The sequence below is a fragment of the Nocardia sp. CS682 genome, assembly GCF_004634405.1.
Lineage (GTDB): Bacteria > Actinomycetota > Actinomycetes > Mycobacteriales > Mycobacteriaceae > Nocardia > Nocardia ninae.
In genome coordinates this window covers 7,402,642-7,419,984 of sequence record NZ_CP029710.1, presented here as the reverse complement: position 1 = coordinate 7,419,984, position 17,343 = coordinate 7,402,642, and the positions used below count along the sequence as shown (strand labels likewise).

Below are 17,343 nucleotides of genomic sequence, written 5' to 3'. Positions count from 1 at the left end.
CGAAAACCTACCCGACGGCGTGGTCTGCTTCGACCTGCGGTCGGCGGCGGAACGAGATGTGGCGGTGGCCGAAGTAGCTGGCGATGGCGACCAGGCCCATCACCACGACGGCGGCGGGCTTGTCGGGGAAGTGCCAGACCGAGACGGCGAGCTCGAGCAGCGCCATATTCAGCAGCAGGCCACCGGAATTGACGGCGACGAACCGCAGGAAGTCGCGCAGCAGGTGTCCACGCACCCGGAACACCAAGGTGCGATGCAGCACGAACGCGATGACGATGCTGACGGCGTAGGCGGCCGCCACCGCGACCGACGGCGGCACGTTGTCGCCGAGTACCGCAAGCCAGACCACGGTCAGCCCGATGCCCAACGCGGTATTGAACCCGCCGACCGCCGCGAACGCCACCTCCTGCCGCTGCACCAGACGCAGCAGCGGCCCGGGCTTCGCCTGTTCGGCGGTGCTGAGATCGACGGCAATCGGATCACTGCTCAGCACAGCGCGCCCGCTCTGCCCGTCGCAGTCGTCCAACGAACGCGCGCCGCGAGTCGCCGTGGACGCGACCCCGTCGGCGCCCGCGGACACCTCACTTCGCTCATCGTTGAATTCCATCAGGTGCCCACCTCCAGTCGCGCCAGGCACTCTATCGCCCCGCCCCTTCGGCCGATCGACGGGCGCACCGATCGCGCCCAGAATCCGTCCGTACCGCAGCCGACGTCAATGTTCGCCGCTCGACGAATCCCGCCCGAACGCAGCGCTTCGGCCCGACCTCAGCAACTCTGCCAACAGATCTGCCCGGCACGGCACGGTCGCCGATCAAGACTGAGCTGCGATTCGACGACTTCACCCGGAGTCAACGGATTGCGGCGAACGAAACGAACTCGAGCCTTCGTCGGTCTGCCGCCATCAGCGACGCACGTCGGCCCGACACAGTTACTTCACTGACCTCGATGCGACGCCGGCTTCAACTGCGGCGTCAGCTCTTCACGTCCACCAGATCAGCCTCTGGCGCGGTGGGCTCCCCCGGATCGGTGTCAGCCGGCGCATCCACCCCATCACCGCGACGCCTGTTCCGCAGGAACACCCACTGCAGCACACCGATCCCGAGCAACCCGAGCAACGCTGCCGCCGCGCCGAGCTGCCAACCGGGCGGCTGCCAGCTCAGTTCCAGGTCACCGTTCTTCGTCCCGGCCGGGATATCCACCGCGACAAACGTTTTCGCGACGAGCCGGGTGGGGATCTCGTGACCGTTCAGGGTGGCACGGTAACCGGGCCAGCCGAGGCGGGCGAAGACGACTTGGCCGCCGTTGTCGGAATTCACCCGGACCTGGCTGGTCGTATCCGATTCCGACACAGAGGTGGCGGTGCTGCCTGTGGTGGCGGCGATCCGACCGTTGCGGGTGGAGATCAATCCGTCCACTCGTTCCAGCACGGAGATGGTTTGTTCGTGGCCTGGGTAGTCGACCCACTTCCAGCCGTCGGGGGCGGGCTGGTTGCGGGCATCGGGGTAGAGCCTGCGCTGCAGCACCACTCGGTCGACCTTCATCAGGTCGGCGATGGTCCGCCCGGTGGTCGGTTCGACCGCGAAGGCCCGGCGGTAGGCGTCGGGGCACACGCTGGTGTCCCAGAGCATGCACAGCATCTCGCCGAACCAGAAGTGTCCGTTGGGGGTGTAGCCGCTGACGTAGGTCAGCTCGAGATCCTTGGCGTAGTTGCCGAAGACGAGCGACCCGTAGGCGCCGTTCAGGTTCTTCTCGGCGGGCGGGATGGGCCCGCGGTCGGCGAGTTGCAGTGTGGTACCGGGGAAGTCGGGGAAGGCGGCCTTCATGTCCGAGCGCTTCTCCGGCAGGTTCCAGCTCATCGGCGTCGGCTGCACGGCTCGCACCTGGATGTAGGCGATCGGGGACACCGCGACCAGCGTCAGCACGCAGGCCGCGACCATCCCCCTGGTCCGGCCGAGCCACACCACCGCGGCACCGAGCGCGGCCACCGAAAGTGCCGCCAGCACATGCCAACCCAACTCCCGCGGCGCCGCGGAGAACGAGCGCACGAACAACAGCCCGATCAGCACCCCGGCGGCGATCCCGCGCCGCCGCCAGCCGTCGAAGGTCGCGTACCGACCCAGCAGCACGCACACCAACACCAGCAGCCCGAGCGCCACCATCGGCAGCACCCGCGCGGGCCAGCGCAGCGGACCGATGGTCCCCGGCCCGGCCGTCCACATCAGCGCCATGATCGCGAACAGCGCGATCGCGGTGAATTCCCGCCAGTTCTCCCGCGCCTTACGCCAATCGATGAACGCCAACGCCGGAATCAGGAACCAAGCGATGTAAACCACCGGCATCGGCTGCACATAACCCCACCACGAGTTGTAGGCAGGCAACGTGCTCGGCAGACTCGCGTTGAGCGACTCCGACCACGGCACGGTCAGGAACTGGTCGTTGTTGATCTGCGCGGTGCCGCGCCAGGTCACCTTCGCCGACAGCATGCTCGGCAGATAGGTCGCCAGCCCCGCCAGCGCCGCACCGGCGGCCGCCGCGAGCAACCGCAGCGACGGCGCCCACTTGCGTTGGTAGACAACCTCACCGACCGCCACCGCGCCGATCATCAGCCCGGCCTCGACCGCCGGAAAGATGTACTGCACCGAGATGGCCAGGTACAGGAAGATAAAAGTCGGGATCGGCCCGCTACGCCCGCGCGCATAACGAACACCGGAGGCCCACGCGTGCGCCAGCCACGCGGTCCCGACGAATGCGGTGTACCAGCTGGCTTCGTCGAAGAACAGCAGCCAGCCGGTGAACGGAATCGAGATGCCCGCCACCGCGGCCCACGGCGCGGATGCCCCGTATTCCAGGCAGATCCGGTACACCCCGAGCCCGAGGACGATCGCGAAGATCAGTTTGATGACGGTGGCGTAGAGCGCGACGTTGTCCACCGACGGCGCGATCAGATCGATCAGCAGCTGCGGCGGATTGAGCAGACCCGCCTCTTCGATGGTGTAGTTACCGGCCATCCAGTGCTCGGGGATCATCGCCGGGAACTTCCCGTCCCGCAGGCGATTTCCGAGCATCACCCACAGCGGGGCGTACTGCGACTCGGTGTCGTCGGTGTAGAAGTGCCGGGCGTTGGCCAGCAGCACGGCCACATATCCGGCAAGCACACCGAGCGCGGTTATGCAGCCCCACTTGTACACGTCCCGCCGGGCGAGGGCGTTGCTTTCCACCACGAGTCCCAGACCCTACCCGGCGGCGGGTTGCTCTTTCGCACGCCGCCGCGACCGCACGTACAGCCACTGCAGCACGCCGGTGCCCACCACCCCGGCCGCCAGCGCGGCGATGCCGATCTTCCAGCCGGGCGGGCGCCAGGTCAGCACCAGCTCGGCGTTCTGGGTGCCAGCGGGAATGTCAACGGCGACAAAGGATTTCGCCACCGTGGTGATCGGAATCTGCTTGCCGTCGATGGTGACGCGATAGCCGGGCCAGCCGAGCCGGGCGAACACCACCCGCCCACCGTTCAGCGAGCTGACCCGCACCCGGCTGGTGGTATCGGTCTCCGAGATCGACGTGGCGGTCACGTTCTTGGCATCCGCAACCCGGCCATTCACCGTGGAGATCGGCCCGTCCGCCCGTTCCAGCACCGAGATGTACTTCTCGTGGCCGGGATAGTCGACCCACTTCCAGCCGTCCGGCGCGGGCTGGTTGCGCGCGTCCGGGAACAGGGCCCGTTGCAGCACCACCCGATCCAGCTTCATCAGGTCGGCCAGGGTGCGCCCGGTGCTCGGTTCGGGAGCGAACATGCGCCGGAACGCGTCCGGGCAGACGCTGCTGTCCCACCGCATGCACAGCAGCTCACCGAAGTAGAAGTGACCGGTCGGGGTGTAGCCGTTGACGTAAGACAGCTCCAATGACTTGGCGTAGTTGCCGAAAACCAGCGAACCGTACGCGCCGTCGAGACTGTTGTCCCCCGGTTGCAGCAGTCCGCGTTCGGCGAGTTGCAGGGTGGTCCCGGGGAAATCCGGGAACGCCGCCTTGGCCTCGGAGCGGTTGGTCGGCAGGTTCCACGTCATCGGGGTCGGCTGCGCGGCCTGCACCTGGAAGAACGCGATCGGGAACATCGCCACGATCACCAGCACACAGGCCGCGGCGATGCCCTTGATTCGGTCCACCCACAACACCGCGACGCCGAGCGCCACGATCGCCGCGGCCGCCAGGACATGCCAGACCACATCGTGCGGATCGGCGGAGAACGACCGCACCCACAGCAGCAGCACCAGCACCCCCGCGGCGATACCGCGATTCTTCAGGTCTTTGGTCGTGCCGTAGCGCCCGAGCAACACGCACACCAGCACCAGCAGCCCGATGGCCAGCATCGGCAGCACCCGCACCGGCCAGCGCAGCGGACCGATCGAACCCGGTCCGGCCGCCCACATCAGCATCATCGTCGCGAAGAACGCGACACCGGATAGTTCCCGCCAGCTCTCCTTGGCCCGGCCCCAATCGATGAAGGCGAGCGCCGGGATCAGGAACCAGGCGATATAGGTGACCGGCATCGGCTGCACATACCCCCACCAGGAGGTGAACGCGGGCAGCGAGCTCGGCAGGCTGGCATTCAACGATTCCGACCACGGCACGGTGAGGAACTGATCGTTGTTGATCTCCATGGTGCCGCGCCAGGTCACCTTCGCCGACAGCATGCTCGGCAGGAAGGTCAGCAGCCCCGCGAGCCCGGCACAACCCCCGACCACCGCCAGCCGCGCGACCGGCCACCATTTGCGTTGATAGACAAGCTCACCCACCGCGACCGCGAGCAGCATCAACGCCGCCTCGACCGCCGGGAAGATGTACTGGGTGGAGATCGTCAGATAGAGGAAGACAAAGACCGGGATCGGCCCGCCCTGACCGCGCGTGTAGCGCACCGACGACGCCCACGCGTGCACCAGCCACGCGGTGCCGGTGAGCGCGGTCATCCAGCTGGCCTCGTCGAAGAACAGGAAGAACCCCGACAGCGGGAACGCGACACCGGCCACCGCCGACCACGCGGGCCGGCCACCGTAGGCGAGGCTGATGCGGTAGACGCCCAGTGCGGCGATGATCGCGAAGATCAGTTTGACGACGGTGGCGTACAGCGCCATGTTGTCGACCGACGGCGCGATCAGATCGATCAGCAGCTGCGGCGGGTTGAACAGGCCCGCGTCGTCCATCGTGTTGTTGCCCGACATCCACCGCTCGGGCACCAGTACCGGGAAGGTGCCGTCGCGCAGGGCGTCGCCGAGGCCGACCCACAATCCGGTGTACTGGGATTCGGTGTCGTCGGTGTAGAAGTGCCTGGCGTTGGCGAGCAGCACCGCGAGGTAGCCGAGGACCACGCCGACGGCGGTGACCAGTCCCCAGCGGTAGACGTCCCGGCGGGCCGCGCGGTCCCCCGCCGACGCATCCGGACGGGCGGCCCCGGCAGCCGACGCCTCGGCGACCTCGCTCGAGTCACCCCTCGTGACCTCGGCGGACCCCGGTCGCGTCACCCTCGACACTGCACTATCCGTCACGAGTTCCAAACCCTACACAGCAGTGTGGCGCTTGGCATCCGGCCGCCGACGCGTCGATGATGGGGGGATGCGCCGACCCGGAATCCGAAACCCGCACCATGCTAGAGTTCTGGGCGGCTCGGGCCCTGCTGTCCAGCGGGGGGTACCGGCACGCACCGTCATCGAAAGTCGATCCAGCTGATGCCGATTCCCTCCACCCGCACGCCCCGCCCCGCCGCGGTCACCTCGAACGGCGGGCCGTCCCGGCCGCATGCCGTCTCCGTGGTCGTGCCGATCTACCGTGGCGAGGACACCATCGGCGGGCTCGTCGCCGAACTGCACGAGCTCACCCGCCCCACCGAGACACCGGGCGGCGCCACCTTCCAGATCGACGAGATCATCCTGGTGCACGACCGCGGCCCGGACCGCTCCGATGTGGTGCTGCAGGAACTCGAGCGGACCTACCCCGAGGTGCGCACCATCTGGTTGAGCCGCAACTTCGGCCAGGACGCCGCGACGATCGCGGGCATGTCGGCGGCGGGCGGCGACTGGATCGTCACCATGGACGAGGACGGCCAGCACGATCCCCGGTTCATCGGCAGCTTCCTCGACGCCGCGCTGACCGAGCGCGCCGAGCTGGTGTACTCCAAGCCGAGCAACACCCGCCCGCACGGTTTCCTGCGCAATCTCACCTCACGCGGCGCGAAACTGGTGCTCGCGACGGTGTTCGCGTTCCCCGACTCCACCCGCTTCGAGAGCTACCGGCTGATCCGCGGCGCCATCGGCCGCCAGCTCGCCGACGTCGCCTCCAACGGCGTGTATCTCGACGTCGCACTGACCTGGGTGGTGGGTTCGGTCGCGCAGGTGCCGGTGGTGCTGCGCGCCGAGGGCCGCGAGGACTCCGGCTACAACTACCGCCGCCTGTTCTCGCTGTTCTGGAAGATGGTGCTGTGCAGCGGAACTCGTGGCCTGCGCCTGGTCAGCCTGCTGGGTGTGACGCTGGCGCTCTGCGGCGTCGTGATGGCGGGCGTCATCGTGTACGAGGCGCTCACCACCGACAATTGGGCGCCCGAAGGCTGGGCCTCGATGATCGTGGTGCTGCTGTTGGTGGCCGGGGCTATCTTGTTCTCACTCGGTCTGATCGCCGAATACCTCGGGGTGGCGTTGCATATCCTCGTGGGTAAGCCGCTTTATCTGACCGTCGATTCACCGACGCCGCGCCCGGTGGCAGCGGCGGGCCCGGTGCAAGACCGGGAACTGACCACCACTACCAAGGGGAACGACCGGGTTGAGCACTGACCGCATCATCTTCAGCCGTCCGTTCCGGTCGCCGCGCGAACTGGCCAACCTCGGCGCCGTGCTCGGCTCCGACCACAGCCACGGCGACGGACCGTTCACCGCGGCGGCCACCGCGAAGCTGAAGATGATCACCGGCGCGCCGCACGCACTGCTGACCACCTCGTGCACCTCCGCCCTGGAGATGGCGGGTCTGCTGCTGGAACTGGGCCCCGACGACGAGGTGATCGTCCCCAGCTTCGCGTTCACCTCCACCGCGACCGCCATGGCACTGCGCGGAGCCACCTGCGTCTTCGCCGACATCGATCTCGACACCGGCAACTTGGACCCGGAGTCGGTCGCGGCCGCCGTCACCGCCCGGACCAAGGCCGTGGTGGTCATCCACTACGGCGGCGTCGCCGCCGACATGGAACAGCTACTGGCCCTGGCCAATACGCACGGTTTCGCCATCGTGGAGGACAACGCGCACGGCCTCGGCGGCCGGTGGCGCGGGCGCCCGCTGGGCACGCTGGGCAGCCTCGGCACGCTCAGCTTCCACGACACCAAGAACGTGCACTGCGGCGAGGGCGGCGCGCTGCTGCTCACCGACGAGATCCTGATGGCGCGCGCGGAGATCATCCGGGAGAAGGGCACCGACCGGGCCCGCTTCCTGCGCGGCGCGGTGGACAAGTACTCCTGGCAGGACATCGGGTCCAGCTACCTGCCCAGCGAGCTGAACGCGGCGGTGCTCGACGCGCAACTCGACGAGTTCGACACGATCCAGGCCGGTCGGCACCGGGTGTGGGACGCCTACGCCGCCGGACTGCCGGAATGGGCCGCCCGCAACGACGTTCGGCTGATGACCGTGCCTGCCGACCGCGAGCACACCGCGCACCTGTACTACCTGCGCACGCCCACCGAGGAACGCCGCGACGACCTGATCGCACACCTGCGGGCGCGCAATATCGTGGCGCCGTTCCACTATGTGCCGCTGGACTCCAGCCCGGCCGGGTTGAAGCTGGGCCGCACGCCGCATCCGTGTGTGCGCAGCGCCGAGTTCTCGGGAACCGTTGTGCGCCTGCCGTTGTGGCCGGACCTCACCGAGGAGCAGGTCGCTCGCGTGGTCGAAGCGGTCACCGACTTCACCGTCTGAGGCTCACCCGACGACGTTCGAATGATTCGGCATCCGTGCGGGACGGGTCGAGCCGGGATGCCGTGCGCGATTCCGCCTTTCGCCGCACGCTCAGGCGTCGAGCACGTACAACTTCTCCCGGCCGCCGGCGATCAATGACTGCCGCACCACCCGCGACTCGTACCCGCGGAACAATTCGTCCAGCGTTTCCTCGGTGAACCGATGCGCCTGCGCGCCGTCGCCCGCATTGGTGAACCGCTGGCCGATCGCGGCGAGCACCCGGTTGTCGCTGCTGGCGATGTTGCGCACCGGCTCGGCGATGATCACCTGTTTGCGAGCCGCCGTCAGCATCCGGTCGAGCACCGGCGCGGGCTCGGGCAGGAAGTGGTACAGGCTGGCCTGCATCACCAGGTAGTCGGCCTCGGGCAACGGGGTGTCGGAGTTCAGGTTCCAGACCATGCCGCGTCCGCCCGCCTCGGTGAGCTGGGCGACGAACTTGTCGTTGCGGTCCAGTCCCGTGTAGTCCACGGACTTCCCGCGCAGATAGCGGGTGTACAAAGTCGCCGGCCCGCAGCACAAATCGACCACACTGGCGCCGTCGGGCACGAGCGCCTCGATCGCGCGGTACCGCGCCGTGTAGTGCCGGCCGTACAGCGCGCGAATAAGCAGCTCGTACACGGTGGCGTTGCGGTAGATAAGGCTCGTACGCACCAAGGACCCCTGAAAAATCGGACAGCAACGTCAGCGCTGGATGCTACGGCGCGGGCGCTCGGCGCGCGCGACCGGGTCGAGCCGCCGCACCCGGTGAATGCGGCGGCTCGACAACTGGATTCGTCGTCTCAGCTGTCGCCGAGGATGGTGGGCGCGTCGTCCTCGGTGAGAATTTCGTAGGCGTCGGAGGCCCGGTTGTACCACCAGGTATCGGGGCCCGGCTGCGGACGACCCGCCGCCTGTACCGCCCGAGTGGACGGCCGGTAGGAGGAGCTGCGCGGAATCTCCTCCACCACGTAGACCAGATCGGGCCGCTGGGCCGGGTCGAGCGCGCGCAGCGCCTCGGTCACGTCCTTGGGCTCCAACCGGAAACCCTTGCGCACGCTGACCGCGGCGACGGCAATGCAGTGCTTACCCACCTCCAAGCCGTAAGCCACTTCCATGTCGACTGCGGTGATGTCGTTGAGGACATCGACGATCGGCTGCCCGAACACCGGTCCCCGCGGTGTGCGGATCACGGTGTCCTTGCGGTCGATCAACCAGTAGTCGCCGTCGCTGTCGCGGCGGAACAGGTTCTCCGTCGGCATCCACGAGTCGCCGGGGGCGAACACCCCGCGCAACCCGCCCGCCGAGATGTCCACCCCGTCGGACGCCTTGCCGAGCAGCAGCCCGACCTCGTTGTCCGCGCAGCGCCGGGCGTAACCGGAGTCATCGACCAGGATCTGCTCGGTGATCGGGTCGTAGCCGACCAGCTCCACCCTGGCGGTGCCCGGCACCGGCCTGCCCTTGCAGCCGCGCTTGACGCCCTTCACGTTGGCCAGCACCACGTCGCCCTCGATGGAGGCGTAGAACTCCAGCACCCTGGCCGGATCGAACTGCTCGGTGGTGCGCCGCCACAGCCCCGCGGGCATGCCGGAGCCGATGAACAGGCGGATCGGGTGCCGGTGCCCGACCGGGAACACCTCGGCGTCGAGGATGTCGCGCAGCATCGTCCAGGTGTAGGTGACCACGGTGACCCCGTAGCGGTGCACCTCCTCGGCGAACTGCGCCGGATCCAGCGAACGCGCTAGCGCGATCCGGCTGCCGCCCGCGATCGCGCCGCCGAGACTCACCAGCAGACCGGACGAATGATGCAGCGGTGCAAGGCAATACACCGTGTCCCTGCGGTTCAGGTCGGCGGTTGTCGCGGTGCCGAAGGCGGACAGCGCCCAGCGGTGATTGGTGATGTATTTGGTTTCCAGCCGGTCACCGGTGCCGGTGACGAGCACGAACGCCAGCTCGCGCGCCAAGCCGGGATCGGGCCGGTACCAGGCCGGCAGTTTCACCTGGGCCGGATCGATCTGCTCGAGGTCGATCACCTGATCGCTCAACGGAATATCGAGCCGGCGGGTGTCGCCGCCGCCGAGCACCAGCACCCGCGCGCCGATGGTCGAGGCATGCCGCAGGTTCTCCGGATCGGTGACCACCGTGTCGACCCCGGTGAGCTCGAGCGCGCGGGCGAGCTCACTGCCCGGGGCGAGCAGCACCGCCACCGCGCCGAGCCGGGACAGCGCGGCGACCGTGGCCAACGCACTCGGCCGGGTCTCCATGATCACGCCGACCCGCATCGCGGGCCGGATGCCGACCGAGATGAGCCCGCGCACCACATTGTCGATGCGGACATTGACCGCCGCGTTGGTGTGCACCCGATCCTCGAACAGGAACAGGTCTTTCAGTGGTGCGCGCCTGCCCTGTTCGGCGATCAACCGGCCCAGCGAGATTCGGGTGTGCGGCTGAATCATGCCGAGCCGGGTCAGCCGCGGCAGCGCCCGCGCGGCCTCACCGGCCAGCTCGACCGAGCCGCGAACCGTGTTGCTGGCAATGCCTTCCAACGCCTTGCCGACGCCCGCGCCCGCCTCGGCCAGCGTCGCCGCGGTGTGCACCACCCGGGTGGCCGCCGAGCGCGGCCGGTTGCTGTCGACGTGCTCGGCCATCGGGTGGATCTCCGGCGGCAGCGGCTTGTCGCGGTCGAGCCAGTCGACCCACTGACGCACCAGCGGCCAGGTGTGGTTGGTCGCCGTGCTGCCCGCCACCAGGCCGAAATGCCCGGCGACCAGGGTCGCCTCGTACACCTCCGCGTTCGGCGCGGCCCGCACGATGCCGCGCACCGCGGCGGGCTGGCCGATGTCGTCGACCTCGCCGACGAACGCAAGGATCGGGCACTTCAGCTCGGCGAGGGAGACCGGCTGATCGCGAATCACGAAGCCGCCCAGCATCAATCGGTTGTGCGCGACGAACTGCTTGAGCAGATCCGCGGCGGCCGGACCCGCGTAGCCGACCCAGCCGTCGCTGTTGAGGAAGCGGCGCTGACGCTCCTTGGGCAGCAACGCCTCCCGGTCGTGCAGTTGCCGCAAGAAGTCGAACCTGGCCTTGGCGGTCTTCATCGGGTCGAGCAGCTGAAAGCCGATGCGCACCATGGAATCGGTGATCGGCAGCCGGGTGACCACGTGATCGGCGAGGAAGTCGGCGACCTCGGACACCATCCCGTAGGGCAGGCCGAACGGCATGCCCGCGACCACGTCGACCGGGCTGCCGAACGTCACGATGCTCTGCACGCCCTTGCCGAACCGGTAGGCGGCGACCTGGTAGGCGAACATGCCGCCCTGCGAATAACCCATCAGGTGCACGGCGCTGCCGGTCGCCTCGGTCACCGCGTCGATCGCGCTGCTGACCGCGAGGACATGGTCGGCGAGGTCACGCTCCCAGCCGCCCTCTTCGCTGGCGGGTGAGCCGAAATCGACGACCCAGCAGTCGATTCCGCCGCGCTGCAGGATGCCGACGGCGCCGTCCTCGACGTTGACGTCCCAGATGTCGGCGTTCACCATGAGCGGCGGCACGAGCAGCGCGACCGGACGGCCCGGGGTCGGGTCGTCGGGGAAGTAGTGCCGCAGCCGGTACATCCGCCTTCTCTCGACCACCTCGAACGGGGACGACTCGACGTCATGGGTCAACCCGCCGAAACGGATGACCTCCAGGCCGTTCTGCGCGGTTGCCATCAACCGCTGCGCCGATCCGACCAAATCCTTCGCACTGAACTTCAAGATCGCTCCTGGCCCTACCCTAGAACGTTGACCCTCATCATTCGCGTACCCGACCGAAGGGATAGCCCGCCGGCCCCCGACAAGTACGCCGATGTGTTTGGAAGAGAGCTTCCCACACCGTGTGTCCATTATGTGTCCGCTGTGACACGATCCATGCACGTTGGCCGGGGTCAGCGCCCGATTCCGCACAGATTTCCGACGCCGCGAACGAACTCGAATAAGCGGCGGAATGCCCAGTCCGCGGAATTTCGGTCACCGTCGAGCAGCCCCATGGCGGCGCCGCCGCGCAAAATAGCTATCCGCCGGCGAGCTGTCCGCTGTTCTGCGATTCCGGGCCGAAAGTTATGTCCCGGCTATTCGATCGGCGGCATGTCGTAACCATCCGCTCCGCCATCTCGTCGTTTCGCTGCACGCGACCCGCCACCCGCCCTACCATCGGTGCCAGCTCCGAACATGCTGTCGCGTAGACCATTTCGCCGTGTTCCGCGGGTATTTCGCCCACGTCGTTTTGTGCAGAAGTAACAGACACCGAATAACCATCGACCTTTGTCGAAGTCCGGTCGGTCTCACCCGCCGACCGCTGCGTGGATCGCCGGAAAACAGACACTGCCGCTTTTGAGAGAGGGTGTATCCGACATGACCGTTCTCGAGCACGTGACCGACCTCACCGCAACCACCGTCCCGCACCGGGCGCTGCGCCCGAAAGCCGAGCTGGCGTGGGGTGCCGAGCGACCGTTCCGGACCGTGGACCAGGAGGGTTGCCGCAGCTACCCGCTGATCGCCGCCGATAAGGTGGAGCGGTGACCGAGACACTGGAGCACCCGATCACCGACCGCGAGGCCCTGCCCGTCGAACTCGTCGACGACGCCGGACACGCGATCGGCACGTGCCCGGTGTCGCAGGCCCATCAGGCGCCCGGCCAGCTGCATCGCGCGTTCTCGGTGCTGCTGTTCGACGACACCGGACGCGTCCTGCTGCAGCAGCGCGCCGCGGTGAAAACACGCTTCCCGTCGCAGTGGGCCAACACCTGCTGCGGCCATCCCGCGCCCGGCGAGCCCGTCGCGGCGGCGGCCGCGGTCCGCCTCGCCGAGGAGATGGGGCTCGCCACGACCCTGGCCGAGGTCGGTGTGTACCGCTACCACGCCGAGGACGCGACGACCGGGCGCGTCGAGTTCGAATGGGACCACGTGCTGGTCGGGCTGCTCAGCGCCGGTTCGCCGCACCCGGATCCGGCCGAGGTCGCCGACTACGCCTGGATCCAGCCGGAGGCCCTGCGCGACGCGATGGCCGACGACCCGGACGCGTACACGCCGTGGCTGGCCGGCGTGCTCGAGGTCGCCGAGCGGGCGCTCACCGAGCGGTAGTCGCGCTGAGCCGGCCGACACCGGTGCGCACACCGGGTCCGAGGCAGTCGCCGATCATCGCCGGGGTCATCATCTCGTACTCGGCGGTGATCCGAACGCGACTGCCCTGCCCGAGGCCGTCGACGACGTCCAGCGTTCCGGTCGTCGGCTGTTGCATGGTCACCGGCCACGGCCCCGACAGCCTGCTCGTCGCGCCGTTGGACCACAGGACGTCGACGGTGATCGGGCCGTCGGCCGGGCGCAGGCAGTCGGAGGTGGCGATGTGGGTGCCGGTGAAGGTGCCACCGGTGATGCCCTCGGGGCCGCCCGTGCAGTCGCGGAGCGCCCCGACGGAGGTGAAGGTGAGCACGTGCGGGGTCATGTCGATCGCGCCGTCCACCGCGGTCCATCGGAAGTCACCGTTGTCGCACCGGCCCGAGGGCGGTAGCGCGGACGCGGCGGGGGTTTCGAAGGGGACGAGCAATACAACGGACAGCGCCGCTGTGCTGGCGATTTTCCCGAGCATCGACACCTTTTCTCGCGGACGGTTTTCCGAACGACCGGTGCACCGGCGTCGGAATGCGGACGTGCAGGAACAGGTGGAGCAGGATGAGAATCCCATCCCGTCCTTGCTGTTTTGTGCCGACACGCTCGGGACCGAAGATCGCGCGACCAAGGCGGCCACATATTTAGATGCGCATATCTAAGTAAGGCAATGTGGGGCAAAGACTGAGAAAAATCAAAGGAAGGGCACAGGCTATGACCAGGTCCGCCCTGCATTGTTAGAGACGTCAGAGGTTCTCTCCCGACGTGAGGTGCGCGATGGTCGAAATCGAGGTCACGGGTACGACCGTGACGATCCAGGTGGTCGGCGGACATCAGGTACTCGCCCTGCGCGAGCACATCACCTTCGATCTAGCGAACATCACTGCGGTCACCAAGGCCGAGGTCGATCGGCGCCCGCCGTGGGTACGCGCACCCGGCACCTTCTTCCCCGGCGTGATCGCCGCGGGGACGTTCCGCGGCAAGGGCCGTAAAGAGTTCTGGGACACCCGATTCGACGGACGCGCACTGCGCATCGAGCTCTCCGGTGCCGACTTCACCAGGGTCGTCGTCGATGTCGACGATCCGGATGCCGTGCTGCAGACGCTGCACACCGCCGTCGCCGCGTGAGTTCTCGCTCATAGCCCGAACGAACGCAACGGCCCCGAATACGGCTTGGGCGGCGGCGCCGCGAACTCTCCCCTACCCGACTTGCGCAGTCCGAGGGTGATCAGCGACTGCACGGTCAGCGTCGCCGCCGCCACCCCATCGATCACCGGTACCCCGATCTCGGCGCGGATGTGCGCGCACAGGTCCGCCATGCCCGCGCAGCCGAGCACGATCGCGTCGGAGCCGTCCGCGTCCACCGCCGTCCGACAGGCCTCGGTGACGGTCTTGCGGGCGTCCGGGTCCGTGGCCAGTGCGAGCACTGGGAGCTCGCAGGCGTGGATGCCGCGGCAGAACCGTTGCCGCCCATACCGCTCCACCAGATCGGCCGCGCGTCCGATGGTCCGGTGCAAGGTCGTGACGACGCTGAACCCACGACCCAGGTGACTGGCCGCCTGCATGCCCGCCTCGGCGATGCCGATCACCGGGCCGCCGGCCAGTTCGCGCGCGGCGTCCAAGCCCGGATCACCGAAGCAGGCGATCACATAGCCGTCGACACCCGCTTCCTCGCCGCGTCCGATGGCGGCGAGAAGGCCTGGGACGCTGAGGGCTTCGTCATAGTGACTCTCGATCGACGCGGGCCCCATCTCGGCGGTCACCGCATCGACGAGGGTGCCGGGACCGGCGACGACCCTGGCACAGTCCTCGATGGTGTCCGTCATCGCCCGCGTCGTGTTCGGGTTGATCACGTGGATCCGCATCAGGCAGGCACTCCGCGCACGGCCCACGGCGTTCTGGTGGCGAGCACGTAGTACACCGCGAAGCCGAGGCCGCAACCGATGAACCAGCTGTACTGCGCCGCCGTGTACATACCGGGAAGGTCCTTGGCCAGCACCGGGATCACCGCGACCAGCGCGCCGACCGCCGTCGCGAGCACGGCCGCGGGGTTGTATCCCTTGCTATACCAATAACTTCCGGTTTTCGACATGGTGAACAGGTCGTCGACCACCACGTGCTGTTTCCGCACCAGGTAGTAGTCGGCGATGAGCACGCCGAACAGCGGGCCGATGAACGCGCCGAGCACCTCGAGGGTGTAGTGGATCACCTCGGGGTTGTTGTACAGGTTCCAGGGGGTGATCAGCACCGAGCCGACCGCGGCGATCATGCCGCCCGCGCGCCAGCTGATCCGCTGCGGGTCCACGTGCGAGAAGTCGAAGGCCGGGGAGATGAAGTTCGCCACGATATTGATGCCGATGGTGGCGACGGTGAAGGTCAACGCGCCCAGCACGATCGCGAAGGTGCTGTCGATGCGCGCGACCGTCGCCACCGGGTCGGTGATCAGTTCGCCGTAGACCGGGACCGTCAGCGAGGCGGTGATCACCACCAGCAGCGAGAAGAGCAGGAAGTTGACCGGCAGGCCGAGTAGGTTGCCGCGGCGCACGGCGGCGAAAGTCTTTCCGTAGCGGGAGAAGTCGCCGAAGTTCAGCATCGGGCCGGAGAAGTAGGACACCACCAGCGCGATCGCGCCCAGCATCACCGGAACCGCGTCCCAACCGGTGTACTGCACGTCGCCGAGGTTCAGATCGATGGCGCCCCAACCGGCTTTCGCGATCAGGTAGCCGCAGAGCAGAAACATCACCACGTAGACCGCGGGCCCGCAGAAATCGATGAACTTGCGGATGGCTTCCATGCCGCGCCAGAACACGCACGCCTGCACCACCCACAGCGTCAGGTAACTCCCCCAGCCGAGCAGCGAAAGTCCCAGGAAGCCATAGTCGTCGGCCACCGCGTACGGAGCGAGCCCCGGAAAGAGTTTCACCAGAACGACATCCAGCGCCGCCGAGGCCAGGAAGGTCTGGATCCCGTACCAGGCCACCGCGATCAAGCCTCGGATGATGGCAGGGATGTTCGCTCCGAGCACCCCGAAGGCGCTGCGGCACATGACCGGATACGGCACGCCGGTCACCTGGCTCGGCTTCGCCACCAGATTGCAGAAGAAGTAGACGATGGTGATGCCGATCAGCAAGGCCGCCAACACCTGCCAGCTGGCCAGGCCCAGCGCGAACAGGCTGCCCGCGGTGACATAGCCGCCGACGCTGTGCACGTCCGACATCCAGAAGGCGAAGAAGTTGTACGAGCCCCAAGTCTGCGTGCGCAACGGCGCGAGATCGGCGTTGGTGAGGCGTGGATCGTAGGCCGCACCGACGGCGTGCGCCGGGGGCGCAATGCTCGGTGCCACAATTGTTTCGGTCATGGTTCTGCCCGTCCGGGAGGTGGAACTGTGCTCGAAACGACCGTATGGATGCGGCATTGCCCGACCATTGCGTCGTTATTTCCCGGCTATTGCGCGGCCGATATATCTTCCGGCGCGAGCAACCCGGTATCCGTCGGCAAGGTCTCGATAACAGTTTCCAGTCTGCGGTGATGGCGTTCGGCGGTGAGCAGCAGGCGATCCACGTCGCGCGCGAGAAACGCGTCCATCATGAGTGCGTGGTCGGTGTGCAGGCGCACCCGGTCGCCGCGACCGATGTGGACCATGGACTGCACCGGCTCGGTGACGTTCCACGCCGATTCCAGCAGGTGCAGCAGCCGGAACAGGCGCGACGGCCTGGTCAACGCGGCGTGGAAGTCGCGGGAACGGCGGTGGTAGGCGACCGGATCGTCATCCCGGATCGCCTGTTCGAGCAGCTCGTTCACCGCGATCAGTTCGGCGCGATCGGCGGCGCTCGCGTTGATCGCGGCCGCGGCCAAGGCGGCGTTCTCCAGGGTCTCCCGGACGATGTACATCTCGCGCAGCTCGGCGGCGGTCAGCTGAGCCACCACGTAACCGCCGTGCGGTTCATGGGTGACCAGCCCCTCCCCGATCAGCGTCTTCAACGCCTCACGGACCGGGATATGACTCACCCCGAACAGCACGGCCACCTCGCGCAGCGGTATGACGGTGCACGGCGGCACCGCGCCGTCCAGGATCACCCGGCGCAGTTCGCCGAGGATCACTTGCGGTCGGCCGGGTGTGTCGACGACCAACCTCGCGAGCAGCGCCGAACGTCGTCTCGGGGGCATGCGAACACGCTAGGCCAGGCGTGTTGCGATCGAGGTCGGCTGTGTGACGCTCAGGAAACGTTCACCGAACCGAC

At 67.8% G+C, this 17,343-nt stretch carries 14 protein-coding genes; 5 read left to right on the top strand and 9 right to left on the bottom strand.

Annotated features, from left to right (window positions below; all coding sequences use genetic code 11):
- Positions 1-7: 7 nt before the first annotated feature.
- The 3 genes from DMB37_RS33635 to DMB37_RS33625 form a co-directional block, all read right to left on the bottom strand.
- On the bottom strand, positions 8-607 hold the full coding sequence (locus DMB37_RS33635; RefSeq protein ID WP_135236116.1) for a GtrA family protein: 600 nt from the start codon (positions 605-607) through the stop codon (positions 8-10).
- Between the two features lie 364 nt (positions 608-971).
- Positions 972-3,218 carry a hypothetical protein gene (locus DMB37_RS33630; RefSeq protein WP_240772610.1) on the bottom strand — a complete coding sequence of 749 codons (2,247 nt, stop codon included), beginning with the start codon at positions 3,216-3,218 and terminating at the stop codon, positions 972-974.
- Positions 3,219-3,233: 15 nt separating this feature from the next.
- Positions 3,234-5,360: a hypothetical protein gene (locus DMB37_RS33625; protein WP_240772609.1), complete on the bottom strand. Its 2,127-nt coding sequence runs from the start codon at positions 5,358-5,360 to the stop codon at positions 3,234-3,236.
- Positions 5,361-5,717: 357 nt separating this feature from the next.
- Between DMB37_RS33625 and DMB37_RS33620 the strand changes: the two genes are divergently transcribed.
- Both DMB37_RS33620 and rffA read left to right on the top strand, forming a co-directional pair.
- The gene (locus DMB37_RS33620; RefSeq protein WP_135236115.1) at positions 5,718-6,815 is read left to right on the top strand and encodes a glycosyltransferase; all 1,098 of its coding nucleotides are present in this window, start codon (positions 5,718-5,720) and stop codon (positions 6,813-6,815) included.
- On the top strand, positions 6,805-7,944 hold the full coding sequence (rffA, locus tag DMB37_RS33615; RefSeq protein WP_135236114.1) for a dTDP-4-amino-4,6-dideoxygalactose transaminase: 1,140 nt from the start codon (positions 6,805-6,807) through the stop codon (positions 7,942-7,944). The genes DMB37_RS33620 and rffA overlap by 11 nt, the downstream gene beginning before the upstream one ends.
- A 90-nt stretch (positions 7,945-8,034) precedes the next feature.
- Here rffA and DMB37_RS33610 read toward each other — a convergent pair whose 3' ends face one another.
- Both DMB37_RS33610 and DMB37_RS33605 read right to left on the bottom strand, forming a co-directional pair.
- Complete coding sequence (locus tag DMB37_RS33610) at positions 8,035-8,634, bottom strand: trans-aconitate 2-methyltransferase (protein ID WP_135236113.1); 600 nt, start codon at positions 8,632-8,634, stop codon at positions 8,035-8,037.
- A 128-nt stretch (positions 8,635-8,762) separates the two neighbouring features.
- A complete protein-coding gene (locus DMB37_RS33605) occupies positions 8,763-11,714 on the bottom strand; it encodes an acyl-CoA synthetase (protein WP_135236112.1) in 2,952 nt (983 codons plus the stop codon).
- 636 nt (positions 11,715-12,350) lie between these two features.
- Between DMB37_RS33605 and DMB37_RS40800 the strand changes: the two genes are divergently transcribed.
- Together DMB37_RS40800 and idi are read left to right on the top strand one after the other, a co-directional pair.
- On the top strand, positions 12,351-12,518 hold the full coding sequence (locus DMB37_RS40800; protein ID WP_167769015.1) for a hypothetical protein: 168 nt from the start codon (positions 12,351-12,353) through the stop codon (positions 12,516-12,518).
- Positions 12,515-13,078, top strand: a complete 564-nt coding sequence (gene idi, locus DMB37_RS33600; RefSeq protein ID WP_206055061.1) for an isopentenyl-diphosphate Delta-isomerase — start codon at positions 12,515-12,517, stop codon at positions 13,076-13,078. Before DMB37_RS40800 ends, idi begins: the two co-directional genes overlap by 4 nt.
- On the opposite strand, the gene DMB37_RS33595 is transcribed toward idi, so the two are convergent.
- The gene (locus DMB37_RS33595; protein WP_135236111.1) at positions 13,065-13,583 is read right to left on the bottom strand and encodes a hypothetical protein; all 519 of its coding nucleotides are present in this window, start codon (positions 13,581-13,583) and stop codon (positions 13,065-13,067) included. The two genes, idi and DMB37_RS33595, sit on opposite strands and share 14 nt — an antisense overlap.
- A 296-nt stretch (positions 13,584-13,879) precedes the next feature.
- Between DMB37_RS33595 and DMB37_RS33590 the strand changes: the two genes are divergently transcribed.
- The gene (locus DMB37_RS33590) at positions 13,880-14,230 is read left to right on the top strand and encodes a hypothetical protein (RefSeq protein WP_135236110.1); all 351 of its coding nucleotides are present in this window, start codon (positions 13,880-13,882) and stop codon (positions 14,228-14,230) included.
- Between the two features lie 8 nt (positions 14,231-14,238).
- Here DMB37_RS33590 and DMB37_RS33585 read toward each other — a convergent pair whose 3' ends face one another.
- The 3 genes from DMB37_RS33585 to DMB37_RS33575 all read right to left on the bottom strand — a co-directional run bounded on the left by DMB37_RS33585 (position 14,239) and on the right by DMB37_RS33575 (position 17,269).
- On the bottom strand, positions 14,239-14,967 hold the full coding sequence (locus tag DMB37_RS33585; RefSeq protein WP_135236109.1) for an aspartate/glutamate racemase family protein: 729 nt from the start codon (positions 14,965-14,967) through the stop codon (positions 14,239-14,241).
- Complete coding sequence (locus DMB37_RS33580; RefSeq protein WP_135236108.1) at positions 14,967-16,460, bottom strand: NCS1 family nucleobase:cation symporter-1; 1,494 nt, start codon at positions 16,458-16,460, stop codon at positions 14,967-14,969. The genes DMB37_RS33585 and DMB37_RS33580 overlap by 1 nt, the downstream gene beginning before the upstream one ends.
- 86 nt (positions 16,461-16,546) lie before the next feature.
- Positions 16,547-17,269 (bottom strand): GntR family transcriptional regulator, encoded by a 723-nt coding sequence (locus DMB37_RS33575; protein WP_135236107.1) that lies wholly within the window; start codon positions 17,267-17,269, stop codon positions 16,547-16,549.
- Between the last annotated feature and the right edge of the window lie 74 nt (positions 17,270-17,343).